Origin of the sequence: Mycobacterium terramassiliense, assembly GCF_900157385.1 — a bacterium.
Classification (GTDB): Bacteria; Actinomycetota; Actinomycetes; order Mycobacteriales; family Mycobacteriaceae; genus Mycobacterium; species Mycobacterium terramassiliense.
The window spans coordinates 18,472-43,964 of sequence record NZ_LT717697.1 but is presented as its reverse complement, the minus strand read 5'-3'; the positions used below and the strand labels follow the sequence as shown (position 1 = coordinate 43,964).

Below are 25,493 nucleotides of genomic sequence, written 5' to 3'. Positions count from 1 at the left end.
GCTCATCCCGAACATGGCTATTCGTCGTCGTCCTCGTTCAGCAGCGCCGCATTGACAAGCGCGTCGAGGTCCATGCCCGCGATGTCCGTTTCGGTGGTCGCCGCAGGGGCCGCGGCACCGCTGGTGTCGGCCTCGTTCGCCAGCGCGAGCAGCAGTTCGAGCACCCCCGCCTGGCGCAGGCGCTTGACGGGAATGGATGCGACGACGCGCTGGATTTCGGCCTCTCCGGGCGCGACCGCCGGAGCCTGCTGCTCCGACGAACCGACGAGTTCCCGGTACATGTAGCCGGCCAGCGCCGCCGAGTTCGGATAGTCGAAGATCAGAGTCGGCGAAAGCGCAAGGCCCGTAGCGGATTTCAAACGGTTCCGCATCTCGACGGCGGTCAGCGAGTCGAAGCCCAGCTCCTGGAACGCCCGGTCCGGATGGATGGACTCGGGGCTGGAGTTGCCCAGCACGGTGGCGATATTGGACCGCACCAGGTCCAGCAGCACCTCCTGCTGCTCGTCTTCGGGCAGCCCTTCGAGGCGCTGCAGCAGTGCCGATTTCGACTTGGCCGCGGCCAGTGAGTCGTCCACCTGCCGTCGCGTCGGCGCGTTGATCAAATCGACGAACATGGGCGGCAACGTGCCGTTGTCGAACTTGACGCGCAGTGCCGCCAGGTCGATGTGGGCGGGCAACATGAACGGCTCGTCGACGATCAGGGCGGTGTCCATCAACTCCAGCGCCTCGTCGGAGGACATCGCGACGATCCCGTCCCGGCCGAACCGGGCGCGGTCCGCGGTGCCCAGCGCGCCGGTCATCGCGCTGGCCTGATCCCACAGGCCCCAGGCCAGCGAGATCGCCGGCAACCCTTGCCGCCGCCGGTGCACGGCTAACCCGTCGAGGAAGGAGTTGGCCGCGGCGTAGTTGGCCTGACCGGACGCGCCCGCCAGCCCGGCCATCGACGAAAACATCACGAACGCCGACACATCGAGGTCGCGGGTGAGCCCGTGCAGGTTCCACGCCGCGTCGACCTTGGCCCGCAACACCGCGTCGACGCGCTCCGGCGTCAGCGACGAGATGACCGCGTCGTCGAGGACCCCCGCCGCGTGGATCACCCCGGACAGCGGTCGTTGCACCGGGATATCGGCGAGCACCTTGGCGACGGCCTCGCGGTCCGCCGCGTCGCAGGCGATCACCTGCACCTGGGCGCCGGCCGCGGTCAGCTCGGTCACCAGCTCCGCGGCGCCCGGTGCGTCCAGCCCGCGCCGGCTGATCAGCACCAGGTTGCGCGCACCGTGCCGCGCCACGACGTGGCGCGCCAGTGCCGAACCCGCCATGCCGGTGGCGCCGGTGATCAGGACCGTGCCCGCCACCCAGGCGTCGGGCATGCTCATCACGACCTTGCCGACGTGGCGGGCCTGGCTCAGGTAGCGCAACGCCGCGGGCGCGCGCCGCACGTCAAACCTGGTGACCGGCAACGGTTGCAGCGCGTCCTCGCCGAACAGCGCCACCAGCTCGTCGAGCAGCTGCGCGATGCGCTCCGGTCCGGCCTCGAAGAGGTCGAAGGCGCGATAGCGCACCCCGGCGTGGTCGCGGGCGACGGCCGCGGGCTCGCGGATGTCCGTCTTGCCCATCTCCAAGAACACCCCACCGGGGGCAACCAGCCGCAGGGACGCGTCGACGAAATCGCCGGACAGCGAGTCGAGCACCAGGTCCACGCCTCGCCCACCGGTGACCGCGCGGAACTTGTCCTCGAATTCCAGGCTGCGGGAGTCCGCGATGTGGTCGTCGTCAAAGCCCATGGCCCGCAGCGTGTCCCACTTGCCGCGGCTGGCCGTCGCGAACACCTCAAGGCCGAGGTGACGGGCCAGTTGCACGGCCGCCATCCCGACCCCACCGGCGGCGGCGTGCACCAGCACCCGCTGGCCGGGCCGCGCGGCCGCCAGGTCGACCAGCGCATAGCGGGCCGTCGCGAACACGACCGAGGCCGTCGCGGCGGCGGTGTGCGACCAGCCGGCCGGAACCTTGGCGAGCAGTCGCTGGTCGGTGGTGGCGATCGTCCCGGTGCCGTCGGGGAAGAGGCCCATGACGCGGTCGCCGACCGCGAAACGCCCGCCGCCCGAGGCGATCTCGACCACGACGCCGGAGCCCTCGATGCCCATGACGGCGTCGGGATCGGGATACAGGCCGAGCGCGATCATCACGTCGCGGAAGTTGGCGGCGATGGCCGACATGGCAACCCGCACCTGACCGGGGCCCAGCGGCGCGTCGGCATCTCCGATCCGCTCCAGCCGCAGGTTCTCGATGGTGCCGTAACTGCTCATGCCGAGCCGCCATGGCCCGTCGTCGGGCGGCACCAACAGGCCGCTGACGGCGCGGCTGCCGTGCACCCGCGCCGAGTAGACCGTCGCGTTGCGCAGCACCACCTGCGGCTCGGCGGCCGCCAGCACCGCCGCGACCGCGTCGGCATCCAGCGGAGCATCGGTGTCGACGAGCACGATTCGGCCGGGATGCTCGGTCTGCGCCGAGCGCACCAGACCCCACACCGCGGCGCCCGCGAGATCGGTGACGTCCTCCCCCGGCAACGCCATCGCGCCGCGCGTCGACACCACCAGCGTCCCCGCCCCGTCGCGGGCCAACCACGACTGCAGCACCGGCAGCACCGCGCGCGTGGCCGCGTACACCTCCGTCACGACGTCACCGGCCACCGGTGCCGATTCGAATACCACCGCCGTAGGCTCGGCCTCGGCGCCGTCGAGTTCCGCTGTCCCCCAGGCCGACACCGAGACCGGCTGCACCGCGGACAGCGGCTGGGCCGACCAGATGACCTCGAAGAGCCGGTCCGGCCCCGAGTTCGACACCGCCGCCAGCAGCTGCTGATCGGTCACCGGCCGGGCGACCATCGACCCCACCGAGAGCACCGGCAGCCCCAGCCCATCGGCCAGCTCGATCGACACGGCCGACTGGCCCACCGGCATGATCCGCGCCCGCACCGCGGCGGCGCCGGCGGCATGCAGCGACACCTGCTGCCAGGAGAACGGCACCAGCATCGAACCTGCTGGGAGCTCGCCGTCGTCCGACGCCAGGATCACCGCGTGCAGTGCGGCGTCGAGCATCGCGGGGTGAACCCCGAACCCGGTCACCGACACTCCGGCGTCCTCGGGCAGTGCGACCTCCGCGAACACTTCGTCGCCGCGGCGCCACATCGACGTCAGGCCGCGGAATGCGGGTCCGTACCCATAGCCGCGCTCGGCCAGTTGCTCGTAGCCGTCGCCGATATCCAGCGGCACGGCGCCCACGGGTGGCCACGCCGACAGGTCCGCGCCCGGCCGCACCGACCCCGCCCGCAGGAGGCCCTCGGCGTGCAGCGACCAACCAGACCCCGCCTCCGCGCGTGAGAACACCGACACCGCGCGGGCGCCCGCATCGTCCGGGCCGCCGACCACGACCTGAACCGCGACCGAGCCACCCGCCGGCAACACCAGGGGCGCAGCCAAATTCAGCTCGTCGACTATTCCGCAGCCCACCTCGTCGCCGGCGCGGATCGCCAGCTCCACAAACCCCGCGCCGGGGAACAGCACGACGCCACCGACGGCGTGATCGTTGAGCCAGCCCTGCGCGGTGGGCGACAATCGGCCGGTCAGCACCACGCCGCCGGAGCCGGGCAGCTCCACCACCGCGCCCAGCAAGGCGTGTTCGCCGGCGGCCAGACCCAGACCTTCGGCGTCGGCCGGGGCACCGTCGCCGGAGAGCCAAAAGCGCCGCCGTTCGAAGGCGTACGTGGGCAATTCGACGAACCTGCCGGTCCCCAATGCGGCGCGCCAGTCGACGTCCATCCCGGCGACGAATCCTTGCGCGACGGCATTGACCAGTGTCGCCGGCTCCGGGCGGTCCTTGCGCAGCGCCGACATGGTGGTGATCGGGGCGTCCGGGAGCGACTCCTCGATCGCCGCGGTCAGCCCGCCGCCCGGGCCGACCTCAAAGAAACGGTTGGCGCCGGCCGAGTGTACGAAACGCACGCTGTCGGCGAATCGCACCGCCTCCCGAACGTGCCGCTTCCAGTACGCCGCGGAGGCGAAGTCGTCGCCCGCCAGCTGCCCGGTGACGTTCGAGACGATCGGGATGATGGGCTTGCCGACGGTCAGTCCCGCCGCGACGGTGCCGAATTCGTCGATCATCGGGTCCATCAACGGGGAGTGGAAGGCGTGGGACACGGCGAGTCGGTGCACGCGGCGCCCGTCGGCGCGGAGCCGATCGGCGACCGCGGCCGCCGCCTCTTCCGCGCCCGAAATCACCACCGCGGCCGGCCCGTTGACCGCCGCGATACCCACGCCGGGGGGCAGCAGCGGCCGCACCTCCTCTTCGGTGGCCTGCACGGCGATCATCGCCCCGCCCGCCGGCAGCGCCTGCATGAACCGGCCCCGGGCGGCGACCAGGACCGCCGCGTTCTCTAGCGACAGCACGCCGGCAACGTGGGCGGCGGAGATCTCACCGATCGAGTGGCCCAGCACGAAGTCGGGCCGCACCCCCCAGGATTCGAGCAGCCGGAACAGGGCGACCTCCACGGCGAACAGGGCCGGCTGCGCGAATTCGGTCGTGTTGAGCAGGGTTTCGTCGCGGCCCCACACGACGTCTCGCAGCGGCCGCAACAGGTGCTGGTCCAGCTCGGCCAGCACGGCGTCGAACGCCTCGGCGAAGACCGGGTATGCGGCGTGCAACCCCGCTCCCATGCCGAGGATCTGGGAGCCCTGGCCGGGGAAGACGAAGACCGTCTTGCCGGGCGTCGCCGTGCCTTGGACGACGGCGGGGGCCTCGCCGGCGGCCAGCCCGTCGAGGCCGTTCAGCAATTGTTCGCGGCCGGCACCGACGACCACGGCCCGATGCTCGAAGTTGGAGCGGCCGGCCAGCGACCACGCGACGTCGGCGACGTCGAGCTCGCTGCGTTGGCGCAGGTGTCCGGCCAGCCGAGCGGCCTGAGAGCTCAACGCCGCCAATGACTTTGCCGAGATCGCCCACGGCACCACCGGTAGGTCGGGCCGTGGGGCGGCGGGCGCCGCCTCGAGGGGGGCCGCCTCGATGATCACGTGGGCGTTGGTGCCGCTGATGCCGAAGGACGAAACGCCGGCGCGGCGCGCCCGGGTGGCCGGCCAGGGTTGGGCCTCGGTCAGCAACGACACCGAGCCCACCGACCAATCCACGTGCGGGCTGGGCTCGTCGACATGCAGCGTGGCGGGCAGCAGTTCGTGGCGCATCGCCAGGACCATCTTGATCACCCCGGCGACGCCCGCGGCGGCCTGCGTGTGACCCATGTTCGACTTGATCGACCCCAGCCGCAGCGGCTCACCGCGATCCTGCCCGTAGGTCGCCAACAACGCCTGCGCCTCGATGGGATCGCCCAAAGTCGTTCCGGTGCCGTGGCCCTCGACCGCGTCGACCTCGGCCGCGGACAACCCGGCGTTGGCCAGCGCCGCGCGCACCACCCGCTGCTGCGAGGGACCGTTGGGGGCGGTCAACCCGTTGGAGGCGCCGTCCTGGTTGATCGCCGAACCCCGCATAAGGGCCAGCACGGGATGGCCGAGCCGCTGCGCGTCCGACAACCGCTCCACCACCAGCATGCCGCCGCCCTCGGAGAATCCGGTGCCGTCGGCCGCGCCCGCGTAGGCCTTGCACCGGCCGTCCGCCGACAACCCGCGCATCCGGCTGAACTCCACGAAGATGTCGGGCGTCGCGTTGACCGTGACCCCGCCCGCCAGGGCCAGGTCGCATTCGCCCGAACGGAGCGACTGTGCCGCCATGTGCAACGCCACCAACGACGACGAGCACGCCGTGTCCACCGAGACCGCGGGGCCCTCCAGCCCCAGCGCATACGAAATACGCCCCGACGCCACGCTCGACGACTGCCCGGTCAGCCGGAACCCCTCCGCGGCCGGCGCGGCGCCGATGCCGTAGCCCTGCGTGTATACCCCGGCGAATACGCCGGTGGCGCTGCCGCGCAGGCCGCCGGGCTCAATTCCCGCGCGCTCCAGGGCTTCCCAGGACAGCTCGAGGAACAGCCGTTGCTGCGGATCCATGGCCAGCGCCTCGGTCGGGGCGATGCCGAAGAAGGCGGGGTCGAAATCGGCGACGCCGTCCACGAAGCCACCGGTGCGGGTGTAGCAGGTGCCCGGAACGTCGGGGTCGGGGTTGTACAGCCCGGCCAGGTCCCAACCGCGATCGCTCGGGAATTCGGAGAGCACGTCGCGACCCTCGGTGAGCATGTCCCACAGGTCGTCGGGGGTATTCACCCCGCCCGGATAGCGACACGACATGCCGACGATCGCGATGGGATCGTCGCCGGTGGCACGAATCACGGGGGCCTGCTTGATTTCCTGCGGCACCCCGGCGAGTTCGGTGCGCATGTAGCTGGCCAGGCCGTTGGGCGTCGGGTAGTCGAAGATGAGCGTCGGCGACAGGGCCAACCCGGTCGCGGTTTTGAGCCGGTTGCGCATTTCGACCGCCGTCAGCGAATCAAAGCCCAACTCCTGGAACGCCTTGTCCGCGTCGATCGCGTCGGCGCTGGTGTTCCCCAGCACCGTGGCGATGTGCGAGCGCACCAGGTCCAGCAACACGGCGTGCTGCTCGGCTTCCGCCAGCCCCTGCAGGCGTTGCGCGAGAGCCGATTTCGACTTCGCGGCGGCCAGCGTGTCGTCGACCCGGCGCCGGGTCGGCGCGTTGAGCAGGTCGGCGAACATGGGGGGTACCGCGACGGCGTGCGCGCGCAGCGCCCCGAGGTCGATGCGGGCGGGCGCCAGGAACGGTTCGTCGACGATCAACGCGGTGTCGAACAATTCCATCGCCTCGGCCGAGGACAGCGCCAGGATTCCGTCGCGGCCGAGCCGGGCGAGGTCGGCGGCGTCCAGCTCACCGGTCATGGCGCTGGCTTGATCCCACAGCCCCCACGCCAGCGAGATCGCGGGCAGTCCGTGTGCCCGCCGATGCGCGGCCAGCCCATCCAGGAACGAGTTGGCGGCCGCGTAGTTGCCCTGGCCCGACGAACCCACCAGCCCGGCCATCGACGAAAACATCACGAACGCCGACAGATTCAGATCGCGGGTCAATTCGTGCAGGTTCCACGCCGCGTCGACCTTGGCCCGCAACACCTCGTCGACGCGCTCCGGCGTCAGCGAGGTGAGCATGGCGTCGTCCAGCACGCCGGCGGCATGGATGACGCCCGAGAGCGGCCGTTGCGTCGTGATGTCGGCGATCACCGCCGCCAGCGCGACCCGGTCGGCCGCATCGCACGCGACCGCCCGCACCCGGGCCCCGGCGGCCTCCAGCTCGGCGACCAGTTCGGCGGCGCCGGGCGCGTCCGCGCCCCGGCGGCTCAGCAACGCCAGGTCCCGAACGCCGTGGTGCGCCACCAGATGACGGGCCAGTGTCGAACCGGCCATCCCGGTTCCGCCGGTGATCAGCACGGTGCCGCCGGCCAGCCCGGCACCCGGCCCAGTGGGCACGGTCATCACGACCTTGCCGATGTGGCGGGCCTGGCTCAGGTAGCGCAATGCGGTGCGCGCGCGCCGAATGTCAAACGTCGTGACCGGCAACGGCTTAAGGATCCCGGCGTCGAACAGGCCGGCCAGCTCCAGCATCCACTCGTGCATCCGCGGGCGGCCGGGCTCGAACAGGTCGAAGGCCCGGTAGCGCACACCGGGGTATTCCTGGGCGACGGCGTCCGGGTCGCGGATGTCGGTCTTGCCCATCTCCAGGAACGTGCCGCCGGGGGCGACCAGCCGGAGCGAGGCGTCGACGAATTCGCCGGCCAGCGAGTCCAGCACCACGTCCATCCCGGCCACGCCGGTCCTGCCCGTGACCGCCCGGAACTTGTCCTCGAAGTCCAGGCTGCGGGAATCAGCGATGTGGTCGTCGTCAAAGCCCATGGCCCGCAGGGTGTCCCACTTGCCGCGGCTGGCGGTGGCGAACACCTCCAGGCCCAGGTGGCGCGCCAGCTGAACCGCGGCCATCCCCACGCCGCCGGCGGCGGCGTGCACCAGCACCCGCTGTCCCGGCTTGACGTCGGCCAGGTGGATGAACGCCATGTACGCGGTGGTGAAAACCGCTGAGATGCCGGCGGCTTCGGCGTAGGACCAGTCGGACGGCATCGGCACCAACAGCCGCACATCGCCGGGCACCAGCGTGCCGCTGCCGTCGGGGAAGAATCCGTACACCGAGTCGCCGACCGCGAACTCGGTGACCCCGGGCCCGACCTCGACCACCACGCCGGCACCCTCGCCGCCGAGCAGGGCCTCGTGGGTGAACATGCCCAGCGTGATCATGACGTCGCGGAAGTTGGTGGCGATGGCGCGCAGGGCCACCCGGACCTGGCCCGGCTCCAGCGGGGCGTCGGCATTGGGAACCGGCTCCAGTTGCAGGTTTTCGAAGGTACCCGCGGTGCTGATGCCGAGGCGCCAGGGCCGATCGGCGGGGGGCGTCATAATCCCGTCGACCGCGCGGCTGCCCCGCACCCGCGGGCAATGCGCCGCGCCGCCACGCAGCACGATTTGCGGCTCGCCGACCGCCAGCGCGGTGGCTATCGCGCCATCGTCCAGCGGCGCATCGCAATCAACCAGCACGATGCGGCCGGGGTGCTCGGTCTGGGCAGACCGCACCAGCCCCCACACCGCGGCGCCGGCCAAATCGGTGACGTCCTCCCCCGCCAAAGCCACCGCGCCCCGGGTGGCGACCACCAGCACCCCGGAGTCGTGCTCGGTCAACCACGACTGCACGGCGGTCAGCGCCCGGCGGGTGCGCTCATGCGCTCCCCCCACCGGATCATCCTCGGCCGCAACGGATTCGAATACTTGGTGAACGGCCGGCTCGGCGTCGGTGGCGATCGTTGCCGGCGACCAGTTCACCTCGAACAACCGGTCCGGGCCCGCGCCGGACACGGCCGCGCGCAGCTGCCGCTCGCTCACCGGACGGGCCGCCATCGCCCGCACCGACAGCACCGGCAAGCCGAGTCCGTCGGCGAGCTCGATGGAGACCGTCCTGGAGGCCGCCGAAGCTGCCGCCGGCGCGAAGCGGGCGCGCACCGCCGATGCGCCGGCGGCATGCAGCGAGACGCCCTGCCATGCGAACGGCAACACCACTTCCTCGGCCTGGCCGTCGGTTTGGTGACCCACCACCAAGGCATGCATCGACGCGTCGAGCAGGGCGGGGTGCAGGCCGAAACCGGTGACGGCCCCGGCGGAGTCGGGCAGCCGCGCCTCGGCGAACACCTCGTCGCCGCGGACCCAGGTTGCGGTCAATCCCCGGAACGCGGGGCCGTAGTCGTACCCGCGCGCGGCCAGCCGTTCGTAGCAGTCGCCGGGATCGACCGCGACCGCGCCGGTCGGCGGCCACACCGACAGGTCCACACCGGGCTCGATCGACCCGGTGCTCAGCGTGCCCTCCGCGTGGCACACCCAGCCCGAACCGGCGTCGGCGCGCGAGAAGATCGATACGCCCCGCCGGCCGCCCTGTTCCTCGGCGCCCACCACGACTTGCACCGCGACAGAGCCGGACGCGGAATCCTTGGCGGGCAACAGCAACGGCGCCTGCAGCGTCAGTTCGTCGACCGTCGAACATCCGACCTCGTCGCCGGCGCGGATCGCCAACTCCACAAACCCCGCGCCGGGGAACACCGCCACTCCGGACACGGCGTGGTCGGCCAGCCACCACTGCAGGCTCGGTGCCAGCCGGCCCGTCAGCGCCACCCCGCCCGAGGCCGGCAGCTCCACCACCGCACCCAGCAGAGGGTGCTCGCTGGTCGCCTGCCCCAAGCCCGCGGCGTCGGCGGCGACGCCTTCCCCGGACAGCCAAAACCGCCGGCGGTCGAAGGCGTACGTCGGCAGTTCCACGAAGCCCGCGCCGTCGAGCACGCCTCGCCAATCCACGCCCACTCCCGCGCAGAACGCGGTGGCCGCGGAGGTGAGGAACCGCTCGAGCCGGCCGTCGTCGCGACCCAGGGTGGGGACGACGATGGCCTCGGTGTCACCGGCGGCGCAATCATTGGCGGTGTCTTCGATCCCGGCGATCAACGCGGGATGTGGGCTGGATTCGATGAAAGTGCGGTACCCGTGCTCGCACGCGCTGCGCACCGCCTGGTCGAACTGAACGGTCTGCCGGATGTTTCGGTACCAGTATTCGGCGTCCAATCCCGCCGTGTTCAAACGGTTTCCGGTCACGGTGGAAAAGAAAGCCGTGCGCGACGAGCGCGGCTCGAGACCGGCCAGCGCCTCGGCGAGCTCACCGCGGATCGCCTCGACCTCGACCGAATGCGACGCGTAGTCGACGTCGATGCGCCGCGTGCGCAACTCCAGGTCGGCGCAGAAGGCGACGAGTTCGTCCAGGGCCGCCACGTCACCCGACACCACGACGGCCGACCGGCCGTTGACGGCGGCGATGCTGACCCGGTTGCCGTAGGGCGCCAGCAATTCCCGGGCACGTTCGGTGCTGCAGGCGATGGACAACATGCCGCCGGGGCCGGCCAGCGACCTCAGTAGCTTGCTGCGCAGCGTGACCACCCGGGCGGCGTCGCGCAACGACAACGCGCCGGCGACATAGGCCGCGGCGATCTCGCCCTGCGAGTGCCCGATCACCGCATCGGGGCTCACTCCGACCGACTTCCACAGTTCGGCCAGCGACACCATCACCGCAAACAACACCGGCTGCACGACGTCCACCCGGTCCATGCCCGGGGCGCCCGGAGCGCCACGCAGGACATCGGTCAGCGACCAGTCGACGAACTCGGAGAAAGCCCCGGCGCAAGCCTCGATCTGTTGGGCGAAAACCGGTGCGGTATCGAGCAATTCGATGCCCATGCCCAGCCACTGGGAGCCTTGTCCGGGGAAGACGAAGACGGTCTTTCCCGCGGGCGCGGCGGTGCCGCGAACGACCGACACGGGCTCGTCGGCGGCCAGCTCGTCGAGGCCCGCGAGCAACCGGTCCCGATCGCTCCCGACAACGACGGCCCGATGCTCGAAGCTCGACCGGCCCGCCAGCGTCCACGCCACGTCGGCGGCATCGAGCTCGCCGTGGGCGCGCAGATGCGCCGCCAGCCGAGCGGCCTGAGATCGCAACGCCGAGGCCGACTTTGCCGACACGGCCCACGGCAGCACCCCGGGCCTGGGACCGGCCTGCGGTTGCTCGACGGCGGTCCCCGAAACCGGCACGCCCTCCACGATCACGTGCGCGTTGGTGCCGCTGATCCCGAACGACGACACGCCCGCCCGGCGAGCCCGGCCGCCGGCCGGCCAGGGGCGCGCCTCGGTCAGCAGCGACACCGACCCCGCCGACCAATCCACGTGCGGGCTGGGCTGATCGACGTGCAGCGTCGCCGGCAACGTCTCGTGGCGCATCGCCTGCACCATCTTGATGACGCCGGCGACGCCCGCGGCGGCCTGCGTGTGGCCCATGTTCGACTTGATCGATCCCAGCCACAACGGCTCGGTGCGGTCCTGGCCGTAGGTGGCCAGCAGCGCCTGTGCCTCGATCGGGTCGCCCAACGTCGTGCCGGTGCCGTGGCCCTCGACCACGTCCACGTCGGCGGTCGACAATCCGGCGTTGGCCAACGCGGCGCGCACCACCCGCTGCTGCGACGGGCCGTTGGGTGCGGTCAACCCGTTGGACGCACCGTCCTGGTTGACCGCCGAACCCCGGACCACCGCGAACACCGGATGACCCAACCGCTGGGCGTCCGACAACCGCTCGACGACCAGCATCGCGCCGCCCTCGGACCAGCCCACCCCGTCGGCGGCGCCGGCGTAGGCCTTGCAGCGGCCGTCGGGCGCCAGCCCGCGGTGCCGGCTGAATTCGACGAAGACGGTCGGCGTCGCGTTGACGGTCGCACCCCCGGCCAGGGCGAGGTCGCACTCCCCGGACCGCAGCGACTGCACCGCCATGTGCAACGCCACCAACGACGACGAGCACGCCGTGTCCACCGACACCGCCGGGCCCTCCAGGCCGAGCACGTAGGAGACCCGCCCCGACGCGACGCTGGATGTCATGCCGGTGAGCCGATAGCCCTCGATCTCCTCGGCCAGCATCCCGTAGCCCTGCACGATGAGGCCGGCGAACACGCCGGTGGCGCTGCCCCGCAGGCCGGTCGGATCGATCCCGGCCCGCTCCAGCGCCTCCCAGGACAGCTCCAGCAGCATCCGGTGCTGGGGATCCATCGCCAGCGCCTCGCTGGGCGCGATCCCGAAGAAAGCCGGGTCGAAGTCCGCGACGCCGTCGACGAAACCCCCGGTGCGGGCGTACGTCTTGTGGCGCGCGTCGGGGTCCGGGTCGAACAGCCCCGCCACGTCCCACCCGCGGTCGGTGGGAAACTCGGTGATCACGTCGCGGCCGTCGGCAACCATCCGCCACAGGTCTTCCGGGGTCTCGACCCCGCCGGGGAACCGGCACGACATGCCGACGATGGCGATCGGTTCGCTCGACCGCTCCAGCAGCGCACGATTGGTGCGCTTCAGGCGTTCCACCTGAACCAGCGCTTTGCGCAGCGCCTCGGTCGCATGCTGGAGTTGGTCCACCATCTACTAACCTCGCCTAACCCTCACCCGGCATGCGGCCGTTGCCGAGCGTCCGGCCGAGTCACGGAAGTTGCTGCACGAATCGGTCTCGTGGATTTTTCGACCAGCGTCGTGCTGCTCTCCGACCCAGGAATGTCGCTCGTGAGTATGGCCAACTCCGGCACGATTTCAAAAACGTCCGACACTCCCGGCTGCTAGAGGGGACCGGCTTCGCTGGTACGCCCGAGTACGGCTGGTCCGCCGCCCATGGCGCGACTGTACTCGGCTGCCCATCGCTGGTGGTCAAACCGGGTTAGACGGCCGCTCGGCGCCATCCGTCGGCGGCTCGGGCGGCCCGGACCAACACGTCGCACAGGTCGCGCAGTTCCCTCGCCCCGGCCCCCTCGTCCAGCGCGGTGGCGACGTCCTCGGCGGCGCATCGCACCTGGTAGACGCGGTCGGACAGGTCGGCTGCGTCCTCGGCCGACAGCACCACCGCGTCGGCGGGCAGGGCCCCCGCCCCCTCCCGATGCAGGCCACGGGTCAGCGAGGCGCGTTGCTCATAGGCGCGTTGGCGGCACGACTGCCGGCAGTACTGGCGGCGGCGGCCCATGCCGGCGTCGGTCACGTCTCGACCACACCAGCGGCACGGTTGGGGGTGGGAGCGGCGGGTCACGCCTGCCGACTGTAGTCGGCCGCCTATCGCATCCCCGGTATCATTGGGGGTCGCGTCGCGTACGCCGCGTGTCGGCCTGGGAACTACGCCGACCGTCATATCGTTTTCTCAAGCGGAACAGAATTGCACCCCATATCAACGCAGACCCGCAGGACCTGAAGGAGTAGCACGCATGGCCGATCGCGTTCTGAGAGGCAGTCGCCTTGGAGCCGTGAGCTACGAGACCGACCGCAACCACGACCTCGCGCCGCGCCAGATCGCGCGGTATCGCACCGAGAACGGCGAGGAGTTCGAGGTCCCGTTCGCCGATGACGCCGACATCCCCGGCACCTGGCTGTGCCGCAACGGCATGGAGGGCACCCTCATCGAGGGCGACCTGCCCGAGCCGAAGAAGGTCAAGCCGCCGCGTACCCACTGGGACATGCTGCTGGAGCGCCGCACGGTCGAAGAGCTCGAAGAGCTGCTCAAGGAGCGCCTCGACCTGATCAGGTCGCGCCGCCGCGGCTGACCCGCGCCCCCGTCGCCGCTAGCCGCGGTTGTTGGCCCGGATCGCGCGGGGACGGTTCGTTCGCCCCTCGACGCCCCAGCGGGTGACCTTGACCAGCGCCTCGCGGATGTTCGATCCGCTCATCTTGGAGACACCGAGCTCCCGTTCGGTGAAGGTGATCGGCACCTCGGCGATGACGAATCCGCTGCAGACGGTGCGCCAGGTCAGGTCGATCTGGAAGCAATAGCCCTTGGAGTCCACGCCGTCGAGACCAATCGTCTCGAGGACTTCGCGGCGGTAGGCCCGGTAGCCGGCGGTGATGTCGTGGACGCCGATGCCCAGCGCCAGCCGCGCGTAGGTGTTGGCCGTCCAGGACAGCGCCCAGCGCCGCCACGGCCAATTCCGCACCGCGCCCCCCTCGACGTAGCGCGAACCGATGGCCAGGTCGGCGCCGGCGTCGACGGCATCCAGCAGCAGGTGCAGCTGTTCGGGCGCGTGGCTGCCGTCGGCGTCCATCTCGACGAGAACCGAATAGTCCCGGCTCAAACCCCAGGCGAATCCCGCCAGGTACGCCGCCCCCAGGCCGTCTTTCGCGGTGCGGTGCATCACATGCACGCGGTCGGGGTCGGCCGCCGCGAACTCGTCGGCAAGCTGCCCGGTGCCGTCGGGGCTGTTGTCGTCGACGATCAGCAGGTACACGCCCGGGCACGCGGCCTTGAGCCGCCGATGGATCACCGGCAGGTTCTCCCGCTCGTTGAACGTCGGGATGATCACCAGGACGCGCTCGCTGGGACGGCTGCCCGGGACCCGGGGCGCCGGCTGGCCGGTGGTCATGTAGCTCCTCTGTGTTGCCCGAAATCAGGTTGCCCGCCCTCGTCGGACGGAGTGTCGTCATCGTCGCCCTGGTCCGGCGCAGCGTCTTGCGCGGTCGGGACGTCGCCCTCGTCGGGCGGGGGTTCGCCCGGGGGCGTACCGGCGTCTTCCGATCCACCGCGGGGCCTGGACCTCAGGCGAACCGGACGCACGAACCATCCATTGTGCCGTATCCCTACCAGAATGGCCGCTCCGGCCGCCAGCACCAAAACCCACTGCAGGATCGGAGCCCACCGCGTCGCCGGCGTCAGCTTGGTCTTCAGGCGCACCTGCATGTCGAGGTAGCTGGGCTCGAAGAAGTCGGTGCGCACCAGCTCCGCGCCGTCGGGGGCGATGACCGCGCTGATCCCGGTGGTGCCGGCGACCACGACGTAGCGGTCGTGCTCCACGGCGCGGACCTTGGCGAACGCCAGCTGTTGTTCGCTCATCGTCTTGTTGAAGGTGGCGTTGTTGCTGGGGACCGCCAGCAGCTGGGCCCCGCCCAGGACCGCCTTGCGCGGCGCCCGATCGAAGATGACCTCCCAGCAGGTGGACACCCCGACCGGCACCCCGGCGATGTGCACCACCCCGCTGCCCGTGCCGGGCACCATGTGACCGGCCCGGTCGGCGTAACCGGAGAGGTGCTTGAACAGCCACGGCATCGGCAGGTACTCGCCGAACGGCTGCACGATTTCCTTGTCGTGGCGGTCGGCCGGCCCGCTGACCGGGTTCCACACGATGACCGTGTTGGTGTAGGCGGAGGTGTCCGGCGTGCGGCCGGGCACCTCGAGCACCGTGCCGATCAATATCGGCGCGCCAATCGCCGCGACGGCCCGCGCGACCTGCTCGGCGGCGTCGGCGTTGGTGAGGGGGTCGACGTCGGAGGAGTCCTCCGGCCAGATCACGAACTGGGGTTGCGGGGCCACGCCGGAACGCACGTCCTCGGCCAGCCGCAGGGTCTCCCGCACGTGGTTGTCGAGCACCGCGCGGCGCTGCGCGTTGAAGTCCAGGCCCAGCCGCGGGACGTTGCCCTGCACCGCCGCGACGGTGACCGAGGGGTCCCCACCCGCCCCCGCGCCGGCGTGCCGCACCTGTGGCCAGACGAGGACCGCGGCGAACAACACCACGCAGATGCAGAGGCCCGGCAGCACCACGGCGGGCGGCGGCCCCGGGGCTTCGGTGGCCGTGGGGGCGTGACCGGTTTTCCACCACTTGGCGATCTCCACCGCGATCGCGGTGGCGCTGAACCCCACCAGCATGACCGCGGTGGACAGCAGCGCGACGCCACCAAGCTGGACCAACGGCAACAACGGGCCTTGGGCTTGGCCGAACGCCACCGCACCCCAGGGAAAGCCGCCGAACGGAAAGACCGACTTGAGCCACTCCTGGCCGGCCCAGACCAGCGCGAACCAGACCGGCCAGCCGGGCAACCGCCGCACGATGACGGCGCCCAAGCCGAAGAGACCGGGAAAGAGGGCGCACGTCGTCGCCAGCACCAGCCAGGGCACGGCGCCCACCAGCAAGCTGATCCACGGCAGCAGCGGGACATAGCAGGCCAGCCCGAACACGAACCCGTAGCCAAAACCACCCGCCGTTGTGGTGGCCGGACGCGTGAGCACCCACCCCAGCAGCGCGGCGGCGACGACGGCGCCCCACCACCAGTTCAGCGAAGGGAAGCTGGCGAACAGCAGCAGGCCGCCCCCGGCGGCGAGCACCAACCGCGGCAGCCGCGGCACCAGCGCGGCGCGAGCCCCCGGCAGCCGCGCGGCCGTCGCCGTCGCCAGCGCCGCCAGCGCACGACGGGTGAGCGCCCCCAGCCGATGGGCCGGCCCCGGCGCCGCTTCCTCAGGCTCGACGCGGACCTCGAGGGGCTCTTCGTCGCGGTCGGCCTCGGCCTCCTCGCTGATCGGGTCCTCGGAGGCCGCCGTGGGCTCCGGGTCCTGGTCGGATCGCTCCTCGCGTCCGAACCACTCCCTAGCCATGAACGACGGCGCCTCGGTGGACGGTTCGACGGCAGCGCGGCAGGGCGTCCGACGGCCCCAAGCGCGGCAACGCGGGCACCCGGGAGCGCGGATCGGTCGACCAGCGCTGGACGGCGTCGCGGGGCGCGTGGACGTCCAGGGTCCCGGCGTCCCACACGGCGTACGAGGCCGGCGCGCCGGGCACCAGGGTGCCCGTCTGCCCGTCGCGGACGCCGGCCGCCCGCCAGCCGCCGCGGGTGGCGGCGGCGAATGCGGCCCGCGGCGACACCGCGCTGCCAGGGGTGTGGTGATTGACCGCCGCTCGCACGCTCGCCCACGGGTCAAGGCCCGTTACCGGGGCGTCGGAACCTAGCGCGAGGGGCACGCCTTGGGATGCTAACAGCGCAAGCGGGTTGAGCAGCCTGGCTCGTTCGGCGCCGAGCCGCCGCCCGTACATGCCGTCGGCGCCGCCCCACAGCGAATCGAAATTGGGCTGCACGCTGGCGATGACGCCCCACGCGCCCAGTTTCGCGGCCTGCTCGGCGTCGACCATCTCCACGTGCTCGAGGCGGTGCCCGCAGCGCGCGACGGCGGCGACCCCAAGGTCCGCGACGACCCGCTCCAGAGCCGCGACCGCCGCCGAGACCGCCGCGTCGCCGATCACGTGGAAACCGGCCGTCACCTCCGCCTCGGTGCACGCACGCAGATGGGCCTCGACGGCCTCGGGATCCAGGTAGCAGGTGCCGACGCGGTCCGGCGCGTCGGCGTAGGGCTCGTGCAGCCAGGCTGTGCGCGACCCGAGCGCGCCGTCGACGAACAGGTCGCCGGCCAACCCGCGCGCCCCGGTCTCGTCTCTCAGCGCCCGCGCCTCGGCGGCCGTGGTCACCGCTTGACCCCAGTAGCCGATCACCTCGACGCCGTGCCCGAGTTCGCGCAGCCGCAGCCAGTCGTCGAGCCCGCCGATCTCGGGGCCCGCGCATTCGTGCACCGCGACGATGCCGGCCGCCGCGGCGGCCTGCAGGGCGGCGGCCCGGGCTTCGGCCAACTGTGCGGGCGTCAGCAGGTCGCGGGCGACGGCCCGGACCAGGTGGTGCGCGTCGCCGACCAGCGGCCGCTCGGGGGTGAAACCGTCCGCCGCCGGCAGGTCCGCGACCAGCCGCCGCAAAGCCGTCGAGGCCAGCGCGGAGTGGACGTCGACGCGGGCCAGGTAGGCCGGCCGGTCGCCGAGCACCGCATCCAGTTCGGCGGTGGCCGGCGGGGCGTTCTCCGGCCACGACGATTCGTCCCAGCCGTGCCCCCAGACCGGTTGCCCGGGGTGGGCCGCGGCGTAGTCGGCGACCATCCGGATGCACTGGGCGCGCGACGTGGCGGTGCGCAGGTCCAGGCCGCTGAGCGTGAGGCCGGTCGCGGTCAGGTGGATGTGGCTGTCCACGAATCCCGGCGCCACGAAGCCGCCGTCCAGGTCCTCCACCTGGGCGCCCGGGAACTGGCCGCGCCCGACGTCGTCGGTGCCCAGCCAGGCGATGACGCCATCGCGCACGGCCATCGCGGTCGCGTCGGGGTGGGTCGGGCTGTGCACCCGGCCATTGACCAGCAGCGTGGTGGGCGCGCCGGGCTGACGATCGGCAGATGTCACAGGCCAAAACTACGTGCAGCGACCGGCGTCGCGGTCACGGCGATCGCGGGGGCGGGGCCGCCGGTCGAAGCGGTCGCCGCCAACGGGCTAATCCCACCCCGGGTGCCCGGGGAATCCCCCGCGCATCTCGTTCGGCAGGGCGGGTGGCCGGAACTCGCGCACGTCGACGACCTCGCCGTCGATGTAGTCGGCGGGATGCGAGTCGTCGCCCGGATAGCCCCGGCGGGCGTCGGCGCCGAACAGCCTCGCGTCGGTGATCAGCGGCATCCGCCGCCGCAAACCGCGCACCCCGAGCGCGGTCAAGCCGGGGCGGGCGAGCGAGCGGATTCGCGGAACCAGGAGCAACAGCCCCAACGCCGTGGTCACCAGCCCCGGGACCAGGATCAGGACGGTGGCCAGCGTGACCATCGTCCCCTCGCTCACCGCGCCCGGGTCCGTGCGCAACTGCCGGATCTGGCGGACGAGCTGCGAACCCGCCATCGGCGCCAGCACACCCCACCCGAGCAGGAAGGTGGCCAGCAGCACCAGCAGCGTCCAGCCCCACCCGACCGTCGAGACCAGGGCGATGACCGCCGCCAACTCGACGACGGCGTAAATTAACAACAGCCGCGACAACATGTCACGGAAACGTCCGCGGGCGGCCTCCGAGTTCCCCTGGTGGCGTCCGTCCCGGCTGCAGTTAGATGACGCTATGACAACGATTGAGATCGACACGCCCGACGGACCGATCGACGCGCTGCTGGACGTCCCGCAGGGACAAGGCCCGTGGCCAGGCGTGGTGGTGATCCACGACGCGTTCGGCTATGGCCGGGACAAGCAGGCGACCAACGCGCGCATCGCCCGCGGCGGGTACGTGGCCCTCACCCCGAACATGTACGCCCGCGGTGGCCGCATCCGCTGCATCACCCGGGTCATGCGGGAGATGCAGGCGCAGCGGGGCCGCGCCCTGAACGACATCCTGGCGGCGCGCGATTACCTCAAGGCGATGCCCGAGTGCTCGGGGCAGGTCGGCATCGCGGGCTTCTGCATGGGCGGCCACTTCGCCCTTGTCATGTCGCCCAAGGGTTTTGGCGCCTCGGCGCCGTTCTACGGAACTCCCCTGCCGCGCAACCTCGACAAGACCCTGGACGGGGCATGCCCGATCGTCGCGAGCTTCGGCGGCCGCGACCCGCTGGGCCGCGGCGCGCCGGAGAAATTCCGGGAGGTGACCGAGGCCAAGCACATCACCACCGACACCAAGGTCTACCCCGGAGTCGGGCACAGCTTCGCCAACACCCTTCCCGCCCAACCGTTGCTTCGCATCACGGGTTTCGGCTACGACCAGGCCGCCACCGACGACGCATGGAACCGCGTCTTCGCGTTCTTCGGCGAACACCTGGCGGCCGGGGCGGCGACGTAGCCCGCCGGCCTTAAGGTACGACGATGCGCGGGTTGGCGATTCGGCGGCGCGCCGTGTGGGTGGGAGTCGGCGCAAGCCTGGTTGTGCTTGCGGTCCTGATCGGCGTCGGACGCGTGGCCCTCTCCGACCGGGACGCCCGTGCGCCCACCCGGGACGCCGCGAGAACGGTTGCTTCCCAGGCCGGTTCGGCGACGACCTTCAACCCGTCCGAGCAACGGATCGTGGGTTTGCTGCCGCCGGGCTACAGCGCCGCCGCGTGCGCGCGCGCCACCGACCCGTTCCCGACCGCCGTCGCCAGCCTGGACTGCAGCCAAAGCACCGACTCGGGCACCCCGACCTACGCGCGCTTCACCCTCTACGACGACCTGGACGCGCTGACCGGCGATTTCCAGACGACGGCGAGCGGCATGCTGGTCTCACCGTGCCCGGCCGACGACACCTTCCCGTTGCCCGGCACCTGGAGTTACGGACCCAACGCCAACCAGATCGGCGGCAAGGTGGTGTGCGGCAGCATCGCGGACCGCGCCAACATCGCCTGGACCCGCGACGCCCAGCTGCTGTTGGCCACCGTCAACGGCGGGCCGAACCTCGACAGCCTGTACCAGTGGTGGCAGCGCTACGGGATCCTGACGCAGCACTGAAAACCGCTGCGTCACTGCAGCTTCCGCGATACGACCGTCGCGAAGGTGTGCGTGTCACCGGGCCAGCGTGCCGACACGTAGCGGCCGTCGTCGACGACGAACGCCGGGCGCGAGTCGGTGGCGGTGTCACGCACCAGCCCCGATGACTTGAGCCAGCGGTGCGGCGAGCCGCGTTCCACGTCACGGAAATCGGCCGGATCCGCAAGGGCGCGAGTGACTTCCGACTGAACCGACATGTACCCGGCGGGCTGGCCCGGCTCCTCGGTGTAGGTGCGGTAGTAGTTGCGATCCCAGAATCGGATGAGGCGGGTGAGATTCCAGGCGGTGCGCTCCATCGCCCAGGTCAGCGCCGTCGTCTTGCGCCCGTACAGCACCGAACGACCGGTGGCGGGATCGATGCTGCGCGCGGCAAGCAGCACGCCGTGACAGATCGCGGCCACGACCAGCCCGCGGGCAAAAGCGTCCACCACGAGCCGTTGGAGTATGCCGCTGTCGACGTAGCTGCGCATCCCGCGGGCGCGATGGCCGCCCGGCAGCAGCAACGCGTCGATCCCGTCGAGCCCGGCCTGCGACCAGCTGACCGGATGCCGGTATTCGGTCGATGCCACCATGTCCCGATACGCGCGGCGCCCGTCCTTGTTGGCCCGCAATGCCAGCCCGACGAGCGGCACGGCGCCCAGCACGGGCAGCGCCGACCAGATGTCGAGTCCGCGACCGGTCACCATGATGTCGTCGGCGACGCCGGGGGTGCCGCTTTCGGTGGCGAAGACCACCCGATGCCCGCCGTGGGTGAGCACGCGCCAGCTGACGGCGACCTCGGTCGGGTCGAAGTCGCGATCCGGGATCGGGATCAGCACGGTGCCCATTTGTGTTAGCTGGAGACCACTTTCAGCGCGAGGCCGACGTTGTTCTGCATGCCCCCGCGCAGCTTGCTGGCGAAATTGAAGACCTTGCCCATGATGCCGTACCGCCGCCCGATCGCGTCGTAGACGGCGGCGGTTTCCGACTTGTCGAGGATGGCCGCGGTGCCCTCGACGGCCTCGCTGGTCGGGCGGCCGCGCACGGTGCAGGTGGCCAGCGTCACCCGGGGCGTGTTGCGGATCCGCTTGACCTTCCACGATTTTGCTTCGGTGATGACGAGCAACCGGTCGCCGTCGGCCGCGGCCCAGAGGGGAACGGGCTTCGGCCTGCCGTCCTTGGTGAAGGTGGTCAGCAGGATGTACTGCGCCTTGGCGAGGTCGGCGAAGGTGGGCGTCACGGTGTGAGCCTACCTCGCGAGCTGGGGGCCCTCCCGGTCGCGAGCAGGCACAAAGCCGCACGGGAAGGGCCCCCGTGACGCAATTCTGCGTCTGCTCGGCGGGCTCGGCGTTGACATTCGCCTCCGTTAACTGCGATAGTCAGCGGACCTTAACCGTAAATCAGGTTTTCACTTAAAGGGCGTCGTGACGCCGACCGAAGCGGGGACAACGTGAGCGACCCGAGGAAGCCAACGGCGTGGTTGCCGTTCTCCATTGCCGAAGCGGCGCTATCCGGGGACCGCGGCGACGTCGACCTGGCACAGGCCTGGTCGTATCTCATCGAAAGGCTTCGCGAGGCCGGGCGCTCCGTGGAATCCGAGCCGGCCAGCCGAAATCGAGTCGATCTCGCCGCCGGGCTCCGGCATCTGCTGGTCTTGCTCACCGCGGGTATCGACGAGGTGTTGCGCTTCGATCCGGATCCGATCCTGGCGGTGCGACGGACGAGCACCGATGACGTCGTGACTTGGGGAATGGAGTGTCCGGACTGCGTTTACGCCCGCGCCGTGCTGCGCGGCGGGGAAAGTTACCGACTGTTCGGCAATCGCGGCACCGCCCGCTACGTCGGATTACAGACGATGAACGGCATCGCGGCAACGGCGAACGAACTGGTCGACGAGCTCGAGGTGGATGCCGACGGAAACTTCGAAGTGGTGCTGTCAGCCTCCGAACAGACGGGGCGAAAGGGCAATTGGATGCGCATCGACGGCGAGCATCCCACGCTGACGGTGCGGCACTTCTTCTACGACTGGGACACCGAGGTGGCGTCTTCGCTGCGCATCGAGCGGCTCGGCCGCGCGGTGAAAGCGACCAGCCGTCCGGTCGATACGGACCGGGCGGTAGGGAGGCAACTGGTCGCCCTCGGCGACTTCGTCCAGGACAACCTGGCGTTCTTTTTGCAGTTCGGCGCGGCGGCCCCGTCGAACGGGTTCCTGCCACCCATCGACCGCACCGATATCGGAGCCGCCGCAGAGAACAGGCCGGTGATCGGCCGGTGGGAGCTGCTCCCGGGCGAGGCACTCATCGTCGAAGTGCAACCGCCGGAAGGGATTTACTGGAGCTTTTCGGTCGGCAATCCGTGGTGGGAAACCATTCACTACGGGCGCCACCAATCCAGCCTGAACGGCCATCAGGCCGTGGTGGATCCCGACGGCCTCGTCCGAATGGTGTTGAGTGCGCAGGATCCCGGGGTCGCGAATTGGCTCGACACCGCCGGCCACAGCAACGGTCCCATCATCCTGCGCTGCGTGCGCACCAACACGGCGCCGACACCGACGACGCGGGTCGTGCCCGTCGGCGACATTCGGGCGGAATTGCCTTCGGACACCGCGATGGTCAGCCCCGAACAGCGGAAATCCATCCTCGCGGCGCGCCGCCGCGCTGTGCACGAAAGGTTCGGACGATGACGTTCGACGCAGACGAGTTGGAGGAGGGCGCTTGCGCCGCAACCGGTCTCGATGATTTCGGTTCGCCCTACTATCGCGAGGGCCTCGAACGCATCGTTGCGGCGTTGAACACCGAGGCCGACCTCAACGACATGGGCCGCGTCATCCAGCACGCCACCATCAGCAACGCCCTGATCCAACGCCTCAAGATCGAGGCCGCCTACGCTCAGCACCCCGAGATCGACGACCAGGTAGTCGGCGGACCGGTGTTCGTCATCGGATTACCCCGCACCGGGACCACCGCGCTGAGCCAACTGGTGGCCGCCGACCCCCAGTTCCGGTCGTTGCGCATGTGGGAATCCCAAGCACCGACCCCGCCGCCGGAGGCCGCCACCGAGCACACCGACCCGCGAATCGCGCAGGCCGAGGCCGGACTGAAGATGCTCGACGAGATGTTCCCGCTGATGAGAACGATGCACAACTCCGAGCCGACGGCTCCGACCGAATGCCAGGACCTGATGGGAATGAGCTTTCGTACCTTCCATTTCGACGGCGCCGTCCGCGCACCCGAATACCTGGCATGGCTGATGGATTGCGACATGCGCGAGACGTACACATTCCACCGGCGAGTGCTCAAGCTGCTGCAGTGGCACTGCCCACCGAGCCTGTGGCACCTCAAGACACCCGTGCACATGTTTGCCCTCGACGCGCTCGTCGAGGCCTACCCGAACGCCAAATTCCTCTGGAGCCACCGTGATCCGGCCAGGGTGATGGCCTCAGTCTGCAGTCTGATCCAGTACGTGCGCAGCTGGAGTAGCGACCGCAACGACGCCAGGGAACTCGGCGCGGAGCAGGTCGACAGCTGGGTTGAAGCTGTACGGCGCGCCATGGATTTCCGCACCCGGCACGGCGACGAGCGGTTCGCCGACGTTTCCTTCGCCGATTTGCAAACCGATCCGGTACGCGCCCTGCAAACCAGCTACGAATCTTTGGGTCTGAGCTTCACCGACGCCACCTTGCAGTCGGTCACGCGATGGGCTCAGGGACATCGCCCTGGTTCACGCGGTACCCACGAATACGACCTGGCCGACTACGGCCTCACGCCCGACGGTGTTCGGGAGCGGTTCGCCGACTACCTCGCCACCTACGATGCAACCGCCTGATCCCCTCGGCGGTCGTCGCACGCGGCGGCGCGACAAGCTGGCCCCCGACCCAGCGGTGCGCCGCGAGCTCCTGGCCGCCGCGGCAAAGACACTGCGCGAGCAGGGCTTTCAAGGCCTCAGCATCGCCGCGGTTCTCGACGAAGCGGCAGTGGGCACCCGCGCGTTCTATCGGCATTTCGGCTCCAAAGACGAACTGGTGGCCGCGCTCCTCCTTGAAATGGCGCGCGTCGAGGAGCGGCGACTACGACGCCGAATGGCTTTAGCCACCACCGAGATCGGCGCGGTCGCGGCGTGGATCGATGGACGACTCGACTTGGCATTCGACGACAGCATCAGATCAGATTTGCGCCGCGTATCGCTGGAGGCTCAATCGCAGATGTTCGCCTCCCCCAGCCTGGTCCAGCCGGCGTACGAGCAGTTGCTCAAGCCGCTGGGTGCAGCTTTGCAACGCGGGCTGGACGAGGGGGTGTTCCATCACATCGATCCGGTGGCCGACGCGCAAGCTATCCATGCGGTGGTGTGGGCGGGCATCGAACGGCAATGGGCGACCGGCGATTGCGACCGCGACAACGTCCGCGCACGCATCCTTCGCTTCTGCCTGGGCGGGCTGGGCGTGACGGCGCAAGCCATCGCAGAGGTTTGACCAGTCACACACCAACCAGATGGGAGACGCGCATGGACCTGGGTTTCGCGGGATCGACGGCCGTGGTCACGGGCGGCAGCAAGGGTATGGGGCTGGCTATCGCCGAAACCCTTGCGGCCGAGGGAGCCCGCGTGGCGGTGATGGCCAGAAGCCGGGAAGCGCTCGACGCCGCCGTGCTTTCGCTGCGCGAGGCGGGCGCCCCGGATGCCGTCGGGATCAGCGTGGATATGGCCAATGCCCAGTCGATCGCCGATGGCTTCGCCAACGTCTCGGAGCGTTGGGGCCAACTCAACAGCCTCGTTCATACGATCGGGCCGGGCGACGGCTATTTCGAGCAGATGGACGACACGCAATGGGACGAAGCGTTCACGCTCGGCACGATGTCGGCTGTGCGGTCGATCCGCGCCTCGTTGCCATTGTTGCGCTCCGCGGATTGGGCCCGCATCGTGACGCTGTCCGCGCACTCGATTCAGCGTCAAAACCCGCGCATCGTCGCCTACACGGCGTCGAAGGCGGCGTTGGCCAGCATCACCAAGAACTTGTCCAAAAGTCTTGCCAAGGACGGCATTCTGGTCAATTGCGTCTGTCCCGGAACCATTGTGACCGCCAGCTTCACCGAAGTGCTCAAAGACATCCTCGCCGCCGACGGCCTCGACGCCACCAATCCGGTCGACGTCATGACCTGGATCGACAACAACTTCCACCAGCCCTGCGACCTGGGCCGCGCCGGGCTCCCCGAAGAGGTAGCCTCCATTACCGCCTACCTGGCGTCGCGGCGCAACGGTTACGTCACCGGCGCCACGGTCAACGTGGACGGCGGGTCGGATTTCATTTAGCGGCGAGCAA

The 25,493-nt window shown here is 70.5% G+C and carries 13 protein-coding genes and 1 pseudogene; 7 read left to right on the top strand and 7 right to left on the bottom strand.

The genetic code is table 11. From position 1 onward, the window contains the following. Positions 1–17: 17 nt before the first annotated feature. A complete protein-coding gene (locus MTAB308_RS00220; RefSeq protein WP_077096750.1) occupies positions 18–12,533 on the bottom strand; it encodes a type I polyketide synthase in 12,516 nt (4,171 codons plus the stop codon). Between the two features lie 289 nt (positions 12,534–12,822). Continuing rightward, positions 12,823–13,185 carry a hypothetical protein gene (locus tag MTAB308_RS29400; protein ID WP_077096747.1) on the bottom strand — a complete coding sequence of 121 codons (363 nt, stop codon included), beginning with the start codon at positions 13,183–13,185 and terminating at the stop codon, positions 12,823–12,825. 172 nt (positions 13,186–13,357) lie between these two features. On the opposite strand from MTAB308_RS29400, the gene rbpA reads away from it, so the two are divergent. Continuing rightward, complete coding sequence (rbpA, locus tag MTAB308_RS00210) at positions 13,358–13,693, top strand: RNA polymerase-binding protein RbpA (protein ID WP_077096745.1); 336 nt, start codon at positions 13,358–13,360, stop codon at positions 13,691–13,693. Here the strand turns inward: rbpA and lnt are convergent. The 3 genes and pseudogenes from lnt to MTAB308_RS00190 all read right to left on the bottom strand — a co-directional run bounded on the left by lnt (position 13,671) and on the right by MTAB308_RS00190 (position 18,739). Then, positions 13,671–16,506: pseudogene (gene lnt, locus MTAB308_RS00200) on the bottom strand (apolipoprotein N-acyltransferase). The gene rbpA and the pseudogene lnt overlap by 23 nt on opposite strands. After that, positions 16,499–18,031: an amidohydrolase gene (locus MTAB308_RS00195; RefSeq protein WP_077097376.1), complete on the bottom strand. Its 1,533-nt coding sequence runs from the start codon at positions 18,029–18,031 to the stop codon at positions 16,499–16,501. Before MTAB308_RS00195 ends, lnt begins: the two are co-directional and overlap by 8 nt. Positions 18,032–18,208: 177 nt before the next feature. Continuing rightward, positions 18,209–18,739, bottom strand: coding sequence for an FxsA family protein (locus tag MTAB308_RS00190; protein WP_077096739.1), 531 nt, complete (start codon positions 18,737–18,739; stop codon positions 18,209–18,211). Between the two features lie 73 nt (positions 18,740–18,812). On the opposite strand from MTAB308_RS00190, the gene MTAB308_RS00185 reads away from it, so the two are divergent. Both MTAB308_RS00185 and MTAB308_RS00180 read left to right on the top strand, forming a co-directional pair. Next, entirely contained in the window at positions 18,813–19,520 is a 708-nt protein-coding gene (locus tag MTAB308_RS00185) for a dienelactone hydrolase family protein (protein WP_077096737.1), read from the top strand. Positions 19,521–19,543: 23 nt separating this feature from the next. Next, positions 19,544–20,161 (top strand): hypothetical protein, encoded by a 618-nt coding sequence (locus MTAB308_RS00180; protein WP_077096735.1) that lies wholly within the window; start codon positions 19,544–19,546, stop codon positions 20,159–20,161. A gap of 11 nt (positions 20,162–20,172) precedes the next feature. Here the strand turns inward: MTAB308_RS00180 and MTAB308_RS00175 are convergent, their stop codons facing one another. Then, the gene (locus MTAB308_RS00175; RefSeq protein ID WP_077096732.1) at positions 20,173–21,027 is read right to left on the bottom strand and encodes a type 1 glutamine amidotransferase domain-containing protein; all 855 of its coding nucleotides are present in this window, start codon (positions 21,025–21,027) and stop codon (positions 20,173–20,175) included. 5 nt (positions 21,028–21,032) lie between these two features. Next, the gene (locus MTAB308_RS00170) at positions 21,033–21,419 is read right to left on the bottom strand and encodes a PPOX class F420-dependent oxidoreductase (protein ID WP_077096730.1); all 387 of its coding nucleotides are present in this window, start codon (positions 21,417–21,419) and stop codon (positions 21,033–21,035) included. Positions 21,420–21,629: 210 nt separating this feature from the next. Here MTAB308_RS00170 and MTAB308_RS00165 point away from each other — a divergent pair, with 210 nt between their 5' ends. The 4 genes from MTAB308_RS00165 to MTAB308_RS00150 are packed head-to-tail and all read left to right on the top strand — an operon-like array spanning position 21,630 to position 25,483. Next, positions 21,630–22,862, top strand: a complete 1,233-nt coding sequence (locus MTAB308_RS00165; protein ID WP_077096728.1) for a DUF1214 domain-containing protein — start codon at positions 21,630–21,632, stop codon at positions 22,860–22,862. Next, positions 22,859–24,004, top strand: a complete 1,146-nt coding sequence (locus MTAB308_RS00160) for a sulfotransferase family protein (RefSeq protein WP_077096726.1) — start codon at positions 22,859–22,861, stop codon at positions 24,002–24,004. Before MTAB308_RS00165 ends, MTAB308_RS00160 begins: the two co-directional genes overlap by 4 nt. After that, the gene (locus MTAB308_RS00155) at positions 23,991–24,647 is read left to right on the top strand and encodes a TetR/AcrR family transcriptional regulator (protein ID WP_077096724.1); all 657 of its coding nucleotides are present in this window, start codon (positions 23,991–23,993) and stop codon (positions 24,645–24,647) included. Before MTAB308_RS00160 ends, MTAB308_RS00155 begins: the two co-directional genes overlap by 14 nt. Positions 24,648–24,679: 32 nt before the next feature. Beyond that, positions 24,680–25,483 carry an SDR family NAD(P)-dependent oxidoreductase gene (locus MTAB308_RS00150; RefSeq protein ID WP_077096721.1) on the top strand — a complete coding sequence of 268 codons (804 nt, stop codon included), beginning with the start codon at positions 24,680–24,682 and terminating at the stop codon, positions 25,481–25,483. Positions 25,484–25,493 lie beyond the last annotated feature (10 nt).